This window comes from Pseudomonas sp. DF5 (assembly GCF_058148225.1).
The window spans coordinates 46,911-63,254 of record NZ_JBYVYM010000031.1 but is presented as its reverse complement, the minus strand read 5'-3'; the positions used below and the strand labels follow the sequence as shown (position 1 = coordinate 63,254).

The following is a 16,344-nucleotide window of genomic DNA, read 5'->3' as shown; positions in this document are numbered from 1 at the left end:
ACCAACCATGAACCCAAAGGAAAACTACCTGCATGAGTTCTTCAGGATCTTCTTCGCCAACAAACAGTTGGTGAAGCGAGTCTTCCTGGTCTTTGCAGTGATTGCCCTGCTCCTGCCGATGATGCTCAAACAGAGCTTCGATATCACCGCGCAGGTGATCGTGCAGTCCAAAAAACTCTCCCAGGGAGACGCCACCACATCCCTGACCCAAGGCGATGCCTCGTTCATTCCACCGTCACTGGCCGACATGGAAACCGAGAGCAACATCCTGCGCTCGCCAGCCCTGATCCGTCAGACCATCAGTGAGTTGCAGGCCAAAGGCGAGTACACGCCCAATCCCGGGGTCTTCAACAAGCTAGTGGCCGAACCGGTCAAACGTTTCGTGAGTACCCCATTGCGCGAGTACGTGATCAATCCGGTGCGCGATGCCTTCGGACTTGCGACCGACCCGGTGCGGGACACCTCCCTGGACACCTTCACCCAGGACGCCATCGATAACCTGAAGATCGATACCCTGCCCGGTTCCAACGTGATCTCCATTATCTACAGCTTTGGCGATCCGACCCAGGGCACCCGCTTTGTCGCCACACTGCTGCAAAACTACCTGGCCAGCCGTCAGGAACTGCAATCGATCGACCTGCCACAGAGCTTCTACGAAACCAAGAAGAAGCAGTATCAGGTGCGTCTCGATGGCCTGGAAGGTATCCGGTTGGCATTGCTTGAGAGCGTAGGTTCATCCGATCCGAAGGAAGAAGTCACCTTCCGCCTCAACGCCATCAACACCGAGGAAGAGGCACTGAACCAGTATCAGGATCGCTTGCTGCAAAGCCAGCGCTGGCTCGACTACCTCAGAACCGCCCTGGCGGCAGCCAACAATACCTCTCGGCTCAACGACTACACCTTCCCCTTCACGTTCACCACCACGGTGGACAACATTGCTTTCGAAGACCGGGAGATCAGGCAGCTGGGTGAACAACTGACGACTCAGGTCAGCCGCTACATGAACGACCTGGCGGTTTTCCAGCCAGGCAGTGAACCGATGCTGCTGGCCCGCGAGCAAATCACCCGTACCCGTCAGCAGTTCCTGAAGATTGTCAGCAACCGGATTCAGGAGCGGACCAGCGACCTGGCGATTGTCACCTCGGTGATCAACCAGAAAACCGCGCGCATCGCCGAGTTCAAGAGCCGTATCCATCAGTTGCAAGTAGCCCAGAGCAAACTTGCGCAGATGGACACCGAGATCAATGCCTTGCATGCGGCGTTCTCCACCTACGCCCAGCGCTTTGCCGAAAGCAGTACCGCCCGTGCATTGGATAGCGATCTGTCCAACGCCAAGGTGCTCAGCCCACCGTTCGAACCGACCGAGGCGGCATTTCCCAAACCGCTGCTGATCATTCCGTTCGGGATGCTGACCGGTCTGCTGCTGGCCATCGCCTTCGTCTACGTGCGTGAGTTCTTCGATCACCGCTTCAAGCATCCAGCGCAAATCAGTCACGAACTGGGCTTGCCGGTGCTGTTGGTGATCAATGATCAGAACGCCCTGCCGAACAACCCGCACAAGAACTGGACCGTGCCCAGCTTCGTCTATTGGGTGCAGCATTGAACGCGCCGCTCAGCGCCAGCGCACTGCCGATCATGCATTTGATCAGCAGCGGCGGCTTTTATGGCGCTGAGCGGATGTTGCTTGACCATTGCCTGGCGACGCCGGGAAAGCACCAAGTGCTGTTTCTGGATGCACCGCAAGACCTGATCGATCGGTTTCGCGAGGCCGGGATCGACTGCCGCGCTTTCTCGGGACTGGGGCAATTGCTGGGTCATTTACGTTATCGGCGGGCCGAACATCCGTTGATCAATACGCACAATTTCAAGGGGCTGTTGTTTGGCTGGATCGGCGCGACGTTGCTGGACTTGCCGTTGGTGATTACCCAGCACGGCTTCACGCCGCGCAGTCGCAAGCAACGTTTCTACGGCTGGCTGAGCCTGCAACTGTGCCGCACGGCGTCAGTGAAGCGGGTGGTTTGCGTGGCCGAAAGCATCGCGGTGCTGCACCGCCAGGCCAGTGTCCGGATGGAGAAACTGCAAGTGATTCCCAATGGTCTGCCAACGACCGGCAGCCTGCCGCCTCACAACACCGAGCACCCGCGCTGGCTGGCGGGCTTCGTCGGGCGGCTGAGCCATGAGAAAGGCCCGGACCTGTTTCTCGATGCGCTGATTCCACTGTGTCAGCAACACCCGCAACTGGATGCCGTGATGCTCGGCGACGGCCCGGAACGAGAAGCCCTGCTGGCGCGGATCACCGCTGCCGGCTTGCGCAACCGCATCACGCTGCCGGGTTACCAGACCGACATGAACCCCTGGTGGCAGCAACTCGACGCGCTGGTGATCAGCTCGCGCACCGAGGGCACACCGATGATTTTGCTCGAAGCGATGCAGGCCGGAGTGCCGGTGGTGGCGTTCGGCGTCGGCGGAATTCCCGATGTGCTGGAGGATCGGCACAACGGTCTGCTGACAACACCCACCGACAGCGCCGCCCTCGCCCGGCAACTCGACACGCTACTGAATGAGCCGGCACTGGCGCGAAAACTGATCGACAACGCAAGACATACGCAACAAGAACGTTACGACCTGAAGGCTTTGGCCGAACGCTGGTCGCAGCTTTATATCCGTACTGCACGGGAGGCACGCGCGTGATCTTTCCGCTCTCGATCGTCAGTCTGCTCGCCATGGTCTGCCTCGGTTTGCTGGCCAGCCCTTACCCCTATCTGGCGCCGGGTGCGGTGCTGGGCCTGGTGGCCATCGCAGTGTTGTACCGAAAACCCGCCTGGGGTTTGCTGGGCATCGCGGCGCTGGTGCCGTTCGAAGGTTTCTTCAAGGGCAATGCGCTGTCGGGTACCAAGTTCATCGGTGCTTCGCTTGCATTGATCCTGATGTTGCAGATGGCCATTCACCAGATTCCGTCCGAACGCCTGCGCAGCAACATCTGGCGCTACCTGATCTGGTTCATGGTGTTGTACCTGTTGAGCATGCTCAACACCGACAGCATGGACATGTCCCAGTCTCATCTGCGGGATCTGAGCGTCGGCCTGGTTCTGTTTGTGATCACTTTGCTGATCGGCCGTGATCTGAACCTCGATCTGTTCGCCCGGCTGGTGACCCTCAGCGTCGCCACGACCTCTGCGCTGGCCATGTTCTCCACCAAATATCAGGATCAGGGCCGCGCCGCCGGGCTGCTGGAAGACGCGAACTCGTTTGCCCTGCTGATCGCCTTCGCCGTGCCGTTGGCCCTGCTGCTGGTGATCCGCAGCCAGAACCTGTGGCACCGATTGTTCTGGGGTGGCTGCTGTATTTTGCTGCTGGGCGGCATGACCAAAACCGACTCCCGTTCCGGGCTGGTGGTGCTGTTCCTGAGCTTGATGATCGGCGCCTGGCACTACCGCGCGCAATTGCCACGCATCCGTCCGCGCCACTTGGGTTTTGCCATGCTCAGCCTTGCGCTCGTGATCCCGGTGGCGATTTATTCGATGCCGGCCGGTTACGTCAAACGCATCCAATCCTTGAGCGTCTTGAAAGAAGGCGCCAAGAGCCAGGACGAATCCCTCGGCCGCCGCGCGTCATACCTGGTGGTCGGCAGCCAGATCATTCGTGAGCACCCGTTCCTCGGTTCCGGCCCCGGCACCTTTCCGCTGCACTACGCCACCTCCGGTTACGCCAAGGTGTTTTCCGCCAACCGCAAGCCCGGCGACTTGTACCGTCGAGCTCACAACACTTACATGGAAATCTTCAGTGAACTGGGGATTCCCGCCGGGCTGTTGTTCGTCGGCATGCTCGGCCTTGGGATGTACAACCTGATCCGCGCCCGTCATGCCTGGATGCTGCGACGGGATTGGGAGCAGGCCGACCTGATCACGCACCTGGGCATCAGTTATCTGTCGTTGACCCTGTTTCTGATGTTCCTCAGCGCACCGAATCACAAGTACCTGTGGATCATGCTCGCCCTGTCCTGGGTGTTGCGCCTCAAGGCTGAGGAACGTCCGCCAACGGAGGCCAGGGCATGAACCGCATCAGCATCGCCATCCCGATGTACAACGAGGCCAGACACATCGGCCGCACCTTGCTTGCCGCGAAAAAAGCCGCGCAGGCCGCCGGGATGGAATGCGAGCTGATCGTGGTCGATAACGGCTCCGACGATCAGGGCCCGCACATCGCTCGCCAGCTCGGCGCGCAGGTGCTGGTGCTGCCCGGCCTGTCGATCGGTGCCCTGCGCAATCGCGGGGCGGCGATGGCGACAGGCGAATGGCTGGGCTTCATCGATGCCGATATCGAGATTCCCGAGGACTGGCTCACGCTCTTGTTGAGCATCCAACACACGGTTCAGGTCGACGTCCTGGGACTGGACCTGCACACCCCGGCCGAAGCCCCTTGGTATGCCAATGCCTGGCAACGCCGCACGTTGCGCCCGAACGATGAAACGGTGAAAACAGTGCGATGGCTGCCCAGTTCCAACCTGTTGATGCGCCGTCCATGGTTCGACAAGGTCGGCGGCTTCAATGAAAACCTGCGCACCGGCGAAGACAAAGATTTCACCATGCGCCTTTCCCACTCTGGCGCACGCCTGCTGTCCGTCAACCAGAGCGTTGCCCTGCATTGGGGTTACGAGAGCAGTTGGCGTGAATGGATGGGCAAGGAGTTCTGGCGTCAGGGCAGTCACCTGCAATTACTGCGCAGCCACGGCATGAATCTGCGTTTACTGCGTTTCCCGATGCTATCGATCATCGCCTGGGTGTTGGATTTCATGGCGCTATCCGCCCTGCTCAACGGTTCCCCCCTACTGGCGCTATTGATGCTGTTCGTCGCCAGCCTGCCAGCGCTCGCCCAAAGTCTGCGCCAGAGCCTGATACACCACGACCTGCGGCTGATGCTGCAACTGTGGGGCCTGCATTGGGTGCGACTGCACCTGGCCGGTGCTGCGTTCATCCTGAGCCTTTGTCATTGGAATGCCAGGAGACCCGCCCGTGGCTGAATTCGTGTTCTGGTGGTGCCTGTTATTGCCGGTGTATGCCTGGTTCGGCTACCCGTTGCTGCTGACGCTGCTCGCGCCGTTATTTCCCGCGCGGCGTCATGGGCCGGCACAACCGATGAACGTGAGCATCATCATTGCCGCGCACAATGAAGCCCAGTACATCGAAGAGAAGTTGCGCACCCTGCTCGCCCAGGATTACCAGGCACGCTCGCTGCAGATCATTCTGGCCAGCGATGGCTCCACCGACGACACCGTGGCCTGCGCCCACAAAGTCATCGACCCGCGCATCAACGTGCTCGACCTGCCCCGCCAGGGCAAGACGGCCACGTTGAATGCCGCCGTCGCCCTGAGCACGGGCGAGATTCTGGTGTTCACCGATGCCGACAACCAATGGTCGACCGACACCCTCGGCCAGTTGCTCGCGCCCCTGGCCGATCCACAGGTCGGGGCCTGCGCCGGGCACATGTTGATCCCGGTGACGGGCAAGGGTCTGAGCCTGGGCGACAGCCTGTATCGGCACTACGAAGGCTGGCTGCGCAAGGTGGAAAATCGCACCGGCTGCATGGTCTCCGCCGATGGCGCGCTGCTCGCCCTGCGCCGTGAGTTGTTCCAGAACGTGCCGGCAGAGGTCAACGATGATTTCTTTATCAGCACCTGCGCGCCGGTGGCGTTCAAACGCATCGTCTATGTGCCTGGCGCCCGGGTGACTGACCAGGGCGTCGATGAGATCGATAAACAATGGCGCCGTCGTCTGCGCGTCACCGTCGGCGGTCTGCAGAGCCTGGCCCAACGCCGGGAACTGCTGAACCCTTGGCGCCATGGCTTGTATGCGATTGCGCTGATCAGCCACAAACTGATTCGACGCCTGGCACCGATCCTGTTGCTGCCATTGTTGCTGAGCAACGTCTGGCTGTGGAACGTGCATGACTTCTATCGCCTGAGCCTGATCGCGCAACTGCTCGGTTATACGGTGGCCATTGCCGGCCTGCTGGATGTGCAACACCGTTTGCCCAAACCCTTTCGCCTCGCCGCGTTCCTTCTGGTGACCCTCGCCGGAATGAGTATCGGTCTGTGGCAGTTCCTGCGTGGCCAGCGGTACGCGCAGTGGAACCCCGAGCAAAATCGTTGAAAGGACCGCGCCATGGCGATCAAACAATTATTGAAACGCACCAGTGGCTGGCTCTATCTCAACTCGCCGATAGGCCGTCGCCAACTGCACGGTGCCGGGGTGATCCTGATGCTGCACCGGGTGCTGCCCAATGACCGCGCCGCCGATTTGCCCCATCGCAATGAACTGTGCGTCGGGCCGAAGTCCTTTGCCCATCTGCTGCTCTGGCTGAAAAAATACTTCGATTGCGTACCGCTGATGGAGATCTTGCAACCCGGTGCCGTTAGATCGGAGCGCCCGAAAGTCGCGTTGACCTTCGACGATGGCTGGCGCGACAACGCGCTGAATGCCTTCCCGTTGTTGAAAAAACATCAGATGCCGGCAAGCATCTTTCTCTCCACCGACTACATCGGCAGCCGGCAACGCTTCTGGTGGGAAAGCCTGGGGGAAACCCTGTGGCACAGCCACGGTGAAAAAGCCCGGACGCACCTGATTGAATGCCTGCGACAGATCGGGCGACCGCTACCGGTGCTGCTCGATGATCTGGACGTGCAGCGCCGGAGCCTGGCGCTTTTGCATTTTCTGCAAACCCTGAAAAACCTGCCGCCGGGCGAACTGAGCCGGCTCACCGATCAATGCCCTGAAGAGTCGTTGCCCCAGGCGCTGGACTGGCATCAAGTACGCGCGATGGAAGCCAGCGGGTTGATCCGCTTCGGCCCTCACGGCGCCAGTCACACGATTCTTACCAGTCTCGACGATCAACGCCTGGATGAAGAACTGAGCCGCAGCCGCGACGCCCTGCAAAACGGTTGCAACCGGCCGCTGCCGGTCTACTGCTACCCCAATGGCAACCATGATGCGCGGGTGCGCGAACACGTAGCCGACCACGACTTCCCGTTTGCCCTGGGCACTGTCGCCGGGATTTATCGTGGTTTCAGCGATCCGTTGGCCTTGCCGCGAATCGGCATCAGCCAGCGCACGGCGCGCAATCCGGAACTGCTGTCGTGGCGCATCTACCGCGGAGCCCGGCCATGAGTCGCAGCCACTACCTCAAACACCTGGCCCTGAGCATGGGCACCAAACTGGCGATGATCGGCCTGCGCCTGCTGCGTAACGTGCTGCTGGCGCGGATTCTGGGGCCCAGTGAGCGCGGCCTGTTCGCGCTGCTCAGCACCCTGCCCGATTTGATCAGCGCCGCCACCAGCGGCGGGCTGAATTCGGCGGTGGGTTATCAGGCGGCCAAGCAACGGCCCATGGGTTTGTTGCTGAGCCAGGTGCTGGTATTCGGTTGCCTGCTGGCGGGTTTGCTGACGTTGCTGGTGGTGGCGCTGACACGTGAGTTCGGCAGCGAACTCGACATCACCACACAACTGGGATTGCTCGCCTGGCTGTTGCTGCTGGCGGTACCGTTGACCGTGCTCAAGAGCGGCCTGCTGACCTTGCACAACGCGTCGGGCGGTGTGGTGGCGTTCAATGCCTTGCGACTGGTGGAATCCCTGGCGCCCCTGTTGCTGTTTATCGCCTTGTTCTGGATGTGGAAAGACGCCGCGCTGGAAGCGGCGCTGATCAGTTGGCTGGCCGGCATCAGCCTGGTGGTGCTGGCCGGTTGGGTCTGGCTCAAACGTGCGCAACCCTTGACGCTGCAATGGGACCGCGCCAGCCAGAAGGAACTGTTGCGCTACAGCGCCCGCAGTCATCCAGACCTGTTGTTCCAGCAAGTCATTCTGCGCTCCGATTACCTGTTCATCGGTGCCTTGCTCGGCAGTACGGCATTGGGTCATTACGCCATGGCCAGCGCTGCCGCCGAGTTGCTGCTGATCGTCCCGGAAGCGGTGACCACACCCCTGATGAAACGCCTGCTGCAACAGGACGAAGGCATGGAGCGCCTGACGCCGTTGGCCCTACGCCTGACCGCCACGGTGATGCTCGGTGCCTGCCTGACCATGGCCGTGATCGGGCAATGGCTGATCGTCACCCTGTTCGGCATTGCCTATCAACCGGCCTACCCGGCCTTGCTCGCGCTGCTGCCGGGGCTGCTCGGTCTTTGCTATGCAAGCATCCTGCGCCTGGACTTGCTGGGCAAGAATCGCCCCGGCACGGTTTCGCTGCTGGTGGGCCTCGGCGCGTTGCTGAACCTGGGCCTGAACCTGTTGCTGATCCCGATGTATGGCATCGTCGGCGCGGCAGCAGCATCGTCCATTGCCTATCTGGCAGTGACCGTCGCGCTGCTGGTGATGTACTGCCGGTTGAGCGGCGTACCCTTCTGGCAAACCCTGATCATCCTGCCCAGCGATGTGGCACCGATGCTTCAGATACTGCAACGGAAATCGGCATGAAACCCCTGGTGCTGCTGTTGAGCCTGGGCCTTGGTTTGAGCGCTCAGGCGGCCCCCATGCGCTGGACCGACATTCGCGACGGCAGCCTGTACCTGCAAACGGATCGCCCCGATACGCTGACCATCCAGTGGGTCCCGGCGTGGCAGGCCGACGCCAACGAAGAACACCTGTACCTGCTCGACGGCAATGGCAACCTGAAGGGCGAACGCCTGATCGCCGCCAGTGAAACCCGCGGCAAGCAGAGCTGGCCGCTGGCACCGGGTGCCGCCAGTTATCGACTGGAGATTCCGGGCTACAGCTTCCGTCGCTACACCGTCGAACATGACGAACACACTGTGGCGCTGTTCGCCCCGGCCAAGGTGCATTTCAGCGCCGAAACCCGTGGCGGCGACGAGCTGTATTTCAAAATCGCACCGGGGGAACACGCGGTACTGGCCGGCAAGTTCCACGGTGGCGTCGGCGCCCTGCAGGCCCAGCGGGTGGGTGATAACAAACAAGTGTCGCTGATGCTGAAACCGTATCGCGCCTATTGGCAATTCGATCAACTGGAACTGCCCGTTTCCCAGGACGAACAAGTCTGGCGCCTGCGCCTGCAAGGCAACGGCAAGGTCGCGTTCTGGCTCGATGGCACGGCAAACCTGTTCGCCCAGAACCCGCAGCAACTCAAACCGCTGCGCGAGGACGCTGGCCAGACCCGCTTGACCCTGCACAAAGAACTGCTCGGCCCAACCCCGAGCCTGGGCATTTACTTGCCCTACGTGCTGCCGCCTCAATCCAGTTTCGCGGCGCTCGACGCCCTCAAGCCCCAGGCAGGCTCCTATTACAGTTTCGTCGACGTCACCGCGCAAAATCCGCATTTCGAAGACGCGTTCCGCCAGCTCTATCAGAACCGCTTCGGTATTAAGCAGGACATCACGCTGTTGGCCGGCAGCCAGCGCCAGGCCGATCTACGCGCCGATCCGCTGAGCAACGCCGGCCTCGACGCCTGGCTCACCGCGACCCGCGCCTTGGGTGGCAGCGGTACCCACTACATCGCATTCGCCGACGAGCCGAACCTCAACTATTCGAGCTACGCGGACTATCAGGCGATCTTCACCAGCATGGCCCGGCAGGTGCGCAACAATCCGGCCAATGCCAAGGCCGGCATACGCATTGCCATGCCCGCCAGTTCGCGCTTCGTCAATGGCCCGTTCGCCGACGATGCGGCCGACAAGCGCGGTATCGACTGGGCACGGCGCCTGTTGGCCGAATCGGGCGAACAGATCGATGCCCTCGCCTGGCATGAATGGATGGTGCGCGATTTGCTGGCGACACGGATCTACCGCGACAGCGTGCGCCGCGCCGCCGAACTGGTGGGCCTCGATGCCAAGGGCCGTCCACGCAAGGCCTTGCTGCTGGACCAGACCAACCTGTCCAGCGGCTCAAGCCTGAGCCCCTACGATCAGGAAACCCATTTCGCGTCGCTGTGGTGGGCCTCGGTGGTCATCAACTCGGCGCAGGACGGGTTGCTGGACATGCTCAACTGGTTCCAGGCCGCCGACGAGCCGAACTATCCCAAAGGCATGGTACGGGTGCTGGGCGACGATCGTTTCGAGCTCAAACCGGTGGGCCTGGCCCAACAATTCATCCAGCAGCACTGGCTGAAAAACGTCATGCGCCTGGACAACGACGCCTTCGAAGTCGACGTGCTGGCGATGGCCACCGAGCGCCAACGCGGCCTCTTGGGCGTCAATAAAGGCGCGCGATTGCAGCGTATCGATCTGGCCGGGGCGACGTGCCCGCTGACCAAGGGAGCGCTGGTGTATTTTGGTGCCGACAGCCGCCGTCGCGAGGGCACATTCAACTGTCGGGATGGTCGCGTCAGCTTCGACCTGCCAGGGCAAACCCTGTTCGCCCTGAGCTGGAGTGCCTCATGAACGCCATCCACGTGCTTCACCGCAAACCCTCCCGTCCACCTGCTCACGCGTCGATGGCTTGAACCTATGATGGCTCGATTCGAATGGCGCACCTCCCTGTGCGCTCCAGACTTTCCGACAGCCGCCTATGAGGGGTTGCGCTGGCGCGTGACGGACCATACGCCGTTCAACACCCTCGCCTGGCTGCGCGCATCGGAGCAGGCACTGACGGCCGAGGAACGCTTGCACGTTCTGCTCGGCTGGCACGGCGATGAATTGGCCTTGTGCCTGCCACTGGTGGTGTCCGTGGAGCGCTTTGGCGGGCTACCGTTTCGAGTCCTGCATCACCTCGGTTACCCCCTCACCGATCGCCTGGCTGTGCTCAGTTGCCTCGATGCCGAGAGCATGCGCAAGGCGCTGGTGATCATCCGCCGTCGCGTGCCCCATGCACTGCTGCAACTCAATGAATTGTCCGAACCCATCGGCGAAGAAAGTGCGCTGACCACCTGGATGGCCCACAGCTCGACCGGCGAGCGCCGCCTCAGTTGTCGGGTGCCGGTGCACCTGATCAGCGATGCCGACCGCCAGGAAGTGTCCGGCGACCCTCGCTACAAACTGCGCCGTGCGCGTAAACGCATCGCGGCCTGCGGTGCCGAAGTCCGGCGGATAATCCCCGACGCCTCCACCATCAGGCCCCTGTTGCGGGCTCTCGGCAACGTCGAAGCGCAGAGCTGGAAAGGCCTTCAGGGCGTGGGGATTTTCGCCAATGACCGCTGCCGACAATGGATCGAACTAGCCTTCACCGCCCTCGCCGAACAGGGGCTGATGCGAGTGGTGGTGCTGGAACTGAACGGGCGCTGCATCAGCTATCGCATCGGCTTGCTGGAACAGGGTCGGCTGTACGACTACAACCTGGCATTCCTGCCGCAATACGCCGAACTGGGCAGCGGGCGCGTGCTGCTCGAAGAGTGGATCCGCTGGGGACTGGATGACAACTGGCACTGGGTCGACGCCTCGCGGATCAGCCTGGAAAACTCCAGCCATCAACTGCTGGAACGCATGACCGGCCAACTGGAGCACTGGCGCTGGAGTTTCTACTCCTGGCGCCCCAGCGGACTCGCCCTCGGGCTGGCCCTGCGACTCTGGCACCACATCAAACCCTGGTTAAAAAAGTGGCAGGCCAGGCGTTCAGCAACGCTGGTTGCTCCTACGCTTACACCTATACAGGCTCCAATTGTCGCCAAAGACGCTGCACCCACCGAACAACAAAGAGAGGGCAGCCATGCCTCGCCAAGTCATAGTCAACGCTGACGATTTCGGCCTCAGCCCGAGCGAAAACGCGGTGATCCTGGGTGCCTTCCACGCTGGAGTCATCAGCTCCGCAACCGCCATGGCCAACATGCCGGCCTTCGAAGCGGCTTGCGTGCTGGCCCGGCAGCCAATGCTCAAGGGGCGGATCGGGCTGCACTTCAACCTCACGTACGGCCGACCGTTGAGCCCGTCGATTATCGCGCGCTCGACGTTCTGCGATAGCCAGGGGGAGTTCGACCTCAGCCTGCCCCGTCACTGTCTCTGGCTCAACCGCCTGGATCGCGACGCGGTGCTGGAGGAACTCGAAGCCCAATGGCAACGCTGCCTGGACAACGGCCTGCATCCCAGCCACCTCGATTCCCATCAGCACGTGCACAACATCTGGCCCATCGGTGAAATCGTCGCGCGGTTTGCCGCCCGCCAAGGGGTGCCCGTGCGACTGGCGCGCGATCTGGGAAGTAACCTGAGCGTGCCCAAGCGAGTGTTCAAGACGTTGCTCAACCATCGCCTGAACAGCCTGTCCGGAGCGACCGCCCAGAACGTATGCACCCCGGTCGACCTGCGCACTGTGGCGATGCCAATCGACGGCTTGCTGGAAATCGTCGTCCATCCGATCCATATCGGCGCCGATTTTGGCGATGCCTATCTGAGCCCGGGAGAGTCGCTGAGCCATGTGCTGGATCAGCGTCTCGGGGGTGTTCCGAGGGTGTCCTATGCCGTTGTGCCAAGGGTGTCCAAAGAGGAGCCGCAATACCCGACCGAACTTCACCCGTTGAAATCCTGATTTTTCGCCATCGAAAACGTTACCCACCATACCCTGGCTTCGGCCTCGGAGGACTTCATGAGTACCATCGACAAGCTTCGCGAACGCATCAAGCAAAAAGGCCTGCTCCACACGCTCCAGTCGCTCTGGAAGCGCTACGTGTATTTCCATAGGGAGCTGCTGTGGCTGGGGCGCGACCTGGTGACCCCGGTGGCGCCGCAAAATCTGCGGCCCTATTCGGGCCTGCGCCTGGTGATCATCACCCCGGAAAACGCCATCGCGTTCACCAAGTATTACGGCAACCGCGTCAAGGCCATGGCCGAAATCGCCGCCGAGGGTCACACCGGGCACATGTACGTGAACGAGGAAGGTGATGCCATCGGATTCATCTGGGGCAGCGCCAGGGACTACTTCGACCGGCACTATTACGGCTGCTGGTTCCGGATCAACCCCGGTGAGTTTTTCGAGTTCGGCGGTGAAATGATCCCTGCCTACTTCGGCACCAGCCTGTCGATGGACGCCCAGTTCAAGCTCTGGGATGCGATGCGGGCCAAAGGCTGCAACAAGATCGTCGACGTCTGCGATACCCGCAACATCCAGGCGATGAAAATGCACATCCGCATGGACTACCAGGAGCAAGGACGAATCACCCACGTCTACGACCTGTTCGGCCGCTGGCGCTTCTTCCGCGAAACCTACTACACCGGCTCGCGGCTGACGGCACTGCGCAAACCGGAACAACGGCCGGTGACGGCGGCGCAGGCGTGATTAGCGGGTGGGAGCGATGGTTGTTGCTTGACTGCGGACCGACCGTGTCGCCGCCATCGCGGGCAGCCCGCGATGGCGTCAGTCAGTGCAACTCATTCCTCAGGTCTGACACTCAACGCTTCACCGCCACCAACGTGTAACACAACGGCAACTGCGCCTTTTGCTGCTGATACTTGTCGTAGAGTTCTTCGCGATTGGAATGCGGGTACTCCTTGAAGTGGCTGATCTGCAACCCCGCTTCGACGGCACCGGTGAAGATCGCGCCCAGGGTGTGGACGAACCAGTAGGACGCCGAGACCTGCTGTTCGACTTTGCCTTCGTAGACGATCGGTTGGTCCTGGACGAAAGGCTCACTGCGAAAATACGAGCTGTCCGGGCGATAGGGATCGGCTGACTCGGGGTCGAACATTTCCAGGAACGGGTGGGTTTCGTAAATCACCAGACTGCCGCCGGGCTTGAGGGTTTGCGCGACATGGCGCATGAACTCACCGATGTCCGGCATCCAGTTCAATACGCCGATGGTGATCAGCGCCACGTCGAAGCGTTGGTGCAGCTCAGTCGGCAGGTGATGGATATCAGCCTCGATGAATTCGGGCTGATGAGGCGAACGGGATGCCAGCTCCCGGGCCTGATCGAGAAAGGCCCCGGACTGGTCGACGCCCACTGCGCTGCGGGCCCCCAGCGCAAACAGTGAAAGGCTTTCCCGGCCATTGTTACAGCCCAGTTGCACCACATCCTTGCCGTCGACACCGACCTGTTGGAGCAACCCGGTGAGGGTGTCATCCAGGCAGGAAAAATCGCCATGGCTCACCGCACTCAAACGGGCCTGCCATTCGGGGGTGTCTTTGTGGTGTTGGGCGGAGTCATTCCATGCATCGCGATTGCTGGCGATGGCTTTTTCTTTTGTCGGCATTTCCATTGCACGCTCCAGATTCCGGGCCATTGATTGACCGGCACGAGTCTAGATCAGCGTCAGGAAAAACCACATCAGGGGTTTGTTGCGATCTTGTAATCAACGATGGCGTGCACCCTCCTATTGGTTCAACCGCTCACGCAAGAACTCGATCAACGCCTGCACCGGTCGCGAGGCCTGACGGTGCTGCGGGTAGACCGCCGACAAGGTCAGTGGCTCGGGGCGGAAATCATCCAGTACCGGCACCAGCCGGCCGTCTTCCAGGGCCGAACCGACGATGAAGGTCGGCAAGTACGTGATGCCCATGCCGGCGATGGCCGCGTCCTTGAGCAGTTCACCGTTGTTGACCCGCATCCGCCCGGTGACATTGACGGTCAGCGGTTTGCCCCGCCCTTCGAACCGCCATTGCACCTGGCGGCCATGGCCGTACGGCAGGCAATCGTGGCTGTGCAACTCCTCGGGTTCAAGCGGCGTGCCACGTTCGGCCAGATACGCCGGGCTGGCGCAGTACACCCGCTCGATGACGGCGATGCGCCGGGCGATCAGTGTCGAGTCTTCCAGCACGCCGATGCGCAAAGCCAAATCGTATCCCTCACCGAGCAAGTCCACCGGACGATCACTCAGGTCGACCTCGACGGTGACGTCGCGATAACGCTGCAAAAATACTGGCAGCAAACAGCCCAAATGCGCCACGGCAAACGACAACGGTGCACTCAGGCGAATGGTCCCGCGAGGCTCGATGGTCTGGCCGGCGATGCCCTGCTCCACTTGCTCGACTTCACTGAGCAGGCGCAGGGCCGATTCGTAATAACTCTGCCCCAGCGGGGTGACGTCCAGCCGTCGGGTGGAGCGATTGAGCAGGCGCACACCGAGGCGCTCTTCGAGTTGCATCAGCCGACGGCTGACGAACTGCTTGGACAGGCCCAACTGATCGGCCGCCGCCGTGAAGCTGCCGGAGTCCATGACCTGGCAAAAAATACGCATGTCTTCGAACGGGTTCATTGTCACTCTCTGGTTGACAGTTAATCGCTTTATAGCCGCTTTTTCGCTTTCAGACATCTTATTAATCTGTGCTCACGGTGTTGCTGAGGCCTGAACCCCAGCGCCACAGCAGCCCGATCCCAAGGCATAAAAACTCAAACGATTTAAAAAGGATTTGCACATGAACATCAAGAAAACCCTCGCCACTTCCGTTCTCGCCCTGTCCATCGGCAACGCATTCGCCGCCGGCAGCCCCGGTGTCGAACACAACACCCAGGCCTTCCTCGATGCCCTCGCCGCCGGCGGTGGCAAACCGCTGGAACAACTGAGCCCGAAAGACGCCCGCGCGGTGCTGACCGGTGCCCAGGCTTCGGTGAAGGTAGATCTGTCAGGTGTTGAAGTCAGCGACAAGGCGATCAAGGTCGACGGCCAGACCATCAACCTGAAAGTGGTGCGTCCAGCCAAGGTCAAGGGCGAGTTGCCGGTGTTCATGTTCTTCCACGGTGGCGGCTGGGTATTGGGCGACTTCCCGACTCACCAGCGCCTGATCCGTGACCTGGTAGTGGGCTCCGGCGCAGTCGCGGTATACGTCGACTACACGCCGTCGCCGGAAGCGCAATACCCGACCGCCATCAACCAGGCCTACACCGCGACCAAATGGGTGGCCGAGCACGGCAAAGAGATCGGTGTCGATGGCAAGCGACTGGCGGTGGCCGGCAACAGCGTCGGCGGCAACATGGCGGCGGTCGTGGCACTGATGGCCAAGGAACAGAAAACCCCTGCCCTGCGCTTCCAGTTGTTGATGTGGCCGGTGACCAACGCGCAGTTCGACGACGGCTCGTACCAGCAATTTGCCGAGGGGCACTTCCTCACCAAAGGGATGATGCAGTGGTTCTGGGACAACTACACCACCAACCCGGCCGAGCGTGCGCAGATTCATGCCTCGCCGCTGAATGCCAGCGCCGAACAACTCAAGGGCCTGCCTGCCGCACTGGTGCAGACCGCCGAATTCGACGTGCTGCGTGACGAAGGCGAAGGCTACGCCCGCCACCTCGACGCGGCCGGTGTGCCGGTGACCTCGGTGCGCTACAACGGGATGATTCATGACTTTGGCCTGCTCAATCCGCTGAATCAGATTCCGGAAGTCAAAGCGGCGGTACGTCAGGCCGCGGCTGAGCTCAAGACGCATCTGAACTAAGCCCAACCTCTCGCCACACCTCAGGGTGTGGCGAGTTTTTTTGTGCCCGCA

General features: G+C 61.3%; 14 protein-coding genes. 12 read left to right on the top strand and 2 right to left on the bottom strand.

From position 1 onward, the window contains the following. Positions 1–7: 7 nt before the first annotated feature. The 11 genes from AC30D7_RS24535 (at position 8) to AC30D7_RS24485 (ending at position 13,201) form a co-directional block, all read left to right on the top strand. Positions 8–1,603 (top strand): GumC family protein, encoded by a 1,596-nt coding sequence (locus AC30D7_RS24535; RefSeq protein ID WP_490135811.1) that lies wholly within the window; start codon positions 8–10, stop codon positions 1,601–1,603. Beyond that, on the top strand, positions 1,588–2,691 hold the full coding sequence (locus AC30D7_RS24530) for a glycosyltransferase family 4 protein (RefSeq protein WP_490135810.1): 1,104 nt from the start codon (positions 1,588–1,590) through the stop codon (positions 2,689–2,691). The genes AC30D7_RS24535 and AC30D7_RS24530 overlap by 16 nt, the downstream gene beginning before the upstream one ends. Beyond that, positions 2,688–4,055, top strand: a complete 1,368-nt coding sequence (locus tag AC30D7_RS24525; protein WP_490135809.1) for an O-antigen ligase family protein — start codon at positions 2,688–2,690, stop codon at positions 4,053–4,055. The genes AC30D7_RS24530 and AC30D7_RS24525 overlap by 4 nt, the downstream gene beginning before the upstream one ends. Continuing rightward, positions 4,052–5,020: a glycosyltransferase family 2 protein gene (locus tag AC30D7_RS24520; RefSeq protein ID WP_490135808.1), complete on the top strand. Its 969-nt coding sequence runs from the start codon at positions 4,052–4,054 to the stop codon at positions 5,018–5,020. Before AC30D7_RS24525 ends, AC30D7_RS24520 begins: the two co-directional genes overlap by 4 nt. Then, positions 5,013–6,149, top strand: coding sequence for a glycosyltransferase (locus AC30D7_RS24515; RefSeq protein ID WP_490135807.1), 1,137 nt, complete (start codon positions 5,013–5,015; stop codon positions 6,147–6,149). Before AC30D7_RS24520 ends, AC30D7_RS24515 begins: the two co-directional genes overlap by 8 nt. A gap of 12 nt (positions 6,150–6,161) precedes the next feature. Continuing rightward, positions 6,162–7,163 (top strand): polysaccharide deacetylase family protein, encoded by a 1,002-nt coding sequence (locus AC30D7_RS24510; protein WP_490135806.1) that lies wholly within the window; start codon positions 6,162–6,164, stop codon positions 7,161–7,163. Beyond that, positions 7,160–8,464, top strand: coding sequence for an oligosaccharide flippase family protein (locus AC30D7_RS24505; RefSeq protein ID WP_490135805.1), 1,305 nt, complete (start codon positions 7,160–7,162; stop codon positions 8,462–8,464). Before AC30D7_RS24510 ends, AC30D7_RS24505 begins: the two co-directional genes overlap by 4 nt. Beyond that, positions 8,461–10,380 (top strand): hypothetical protein, encoded by a 1,920-nt coding sequence (locus AC30D7_RS24500; protein WP_490135804.1) that lies wholly within the window; start codon positions 8,461–8,463, stop codon positions 10,378–10,380. Before AC30D7_RS24505 ends, AC30D7_RS24500 begins: the two co-directional genes overlap by 4 nt. A gap of 66 nt (positions 10,381–10,446) precedes the next feature. Beyond that, the gene (locus tag AC30D7_RS24495) at positions 10,447–11,670 is read left to right on the top strand and encodes a GNAT family N-acetyltransferase (RefSeq protein WP_490135803.1); all 1,224 of its coding nucleotides are present in this window, start codon (positions 10,447–10,449) and stop codon (positions 11,668–11,670) included. After that, positions 11,642–12,454 carry a ChbG/HpnK family deacetylase gene (locus tag AC30D7_RS24490; RefSeq protein WP_490135802.1) on the top strand — a complete coding sequence of 271 codons (813 nt, stop codon included), beginning with the start codon at positions 11,642–11,644 and terminating at the stop codon, positions 12,452–12,454. Before AC30D7_RS24495 ends, AC30D7_RS24490 begins: the two co-directional genes overlap by 29 nt. Before the next feature lie 57 nt (positions 12,455–12,511). Next, the gene (locus AC30D7_RS24485) at positions 12,512–13,201 is read left to right on the top strand and encodes an N-acetyltransferase (RefSeq protein WP_490135801.1); all 690 of its coding nucleotides are present in this window, start codon (positions 12,512–12,514) and stop codon (positions 13,199–13,201) included. A 112-nt stretch (positions 13,202–13,313) separates the two neighbouring features. Here the strand turns inward: AC30D7_RS24485 and AC30D7_RS24480 are convergent, their stop codons facing one another. Both AC30D7_RS24480 and AC30D7_RS24475 read right to left on the bottom strand, forming a co-directional pair. Next, positions 13,314–14,120 carry a class I SAM-dependent methyltransferase gene (locus tag AC30D7_RS24480; RefSeq protein ID WP_490135800.1) on the bottom strand — a complete coding sequence of 269 codons (807 nt, stop codon included), beginning with the start codon at positions 14,118–14,120 and terminating at the stop codon, positions 13,314–13,316. Positions 14,121–14,234: 114 nt separating this feature from the next. Next, positions 14,235–15,116 carry a LysR family transcriptional regulator gene (locus AC30D7_RS24475; RefSeq protein ID WP_490135799.1) on the bottom strand — a complete coding sequence of 294 codons (882 nt, stop codon included), beginning with the start codon at positions 15,114–15,116 and terminating at the stop codon, positions 14,235–14,237. 160 nt (positions 15,117–15,276) lie between these two features. On the opposite strand from AC30D7_RS24475, the gene AC30D7_RS24470 reads away from it, so the two are divergent. Next, entirely contained in the window at positions 15,277–16,293 is a 1,017-nt protein-coding gene (locus tag AC30D7_RS24470) for an alpha/beta hydrolase (RefSeq protein ID WP_230175504.1), read from the top strand. Positions 16,294–16,344: the final 51 nt, after the last annotated feature.

Excerpts from the sequence above, each read along its gene's own strand:
- AC30D7_RS24510 (WP_490135806.1), top strand. The coding sequence starts at position 6,162 with ATGGCGATCAAACAATTATTGAAACGCACCAGTGGCTGGCTCTATCTC.
- AC30D7_RS24470 (WP_230175504.1), top strand. The coding sequence starts at position 15,277 with ATGAACATCAAGAAAACCCTCGCCACTTCCGTTCTCGCCCTGTCCATC.
- AC30D7_RS24485 (WP_490135801.1), top strand. The coding sequence starts at position 12,512 with ATGAGTACCATCGACAAGCTTCGCGAACGCATCAAGCAAAAAGGCCTG.
- AC30D7_RS24475 (WP_490135799.1), bottom strand. The coding sequence starts at position 15,116 with ATGAACCCGTTCGAAGACATGCGTATTTTTTGCCAGGTCATGGACTCC.
- AC30D7_RS24495 (WP_490135803.1), top strand. The coding sequence starts at position 10,447 with ATGATGGCTCGATTCGAATGGCGCACCTCCCTGTGCGCTCCAGACTTT.
- AC30D7_RS24490 (WP_490135802.1), top strand. The coding sequence starts at position 11,642 with ATGCCTCGCCAAGTCATAGTCAACGCTGACGATTTCGGCCTCAGCCCG.
- AC30D7_RS24500 (WP_490135804.1), top strand. The coding sequence starts at position 8,461 with ATGAAACCCCTGGTGCTGCTGTTGAGCCTGGGCCTTGGTTTGAGCGCT.
- AC30D7_RS24505 (WP_490135805.1), top strand. The coding sequence starts at position 7,160 with ATGAGTCGCAGCCACTACCTCAAACACCTGGCCCTGAGCATGGGCACC.
- AC30D7_RS24535 (WP_490135811.1), top strand. The coding sequence starts at position 8 with ATGAACCCAAAGGAAAACTACCTGCATGAGTTCTTCAGGATCTTCTTC.
- AC30D7_RS24480 (WP_490135800.1), bottom strand. The coding sequence starts at position 14,120 with ATGGAAATGCCGACAAAAGAAAAAGCCATCGCCAGCAATCGCGATGCA.
- AC30D7_RS24520 (WP_490135808.1), top strand. The coding sequence starts at position 4,052 with ATGAACCGCATCAGCATCGCCATCCCGATGTACAACGAGGCCAGACAC.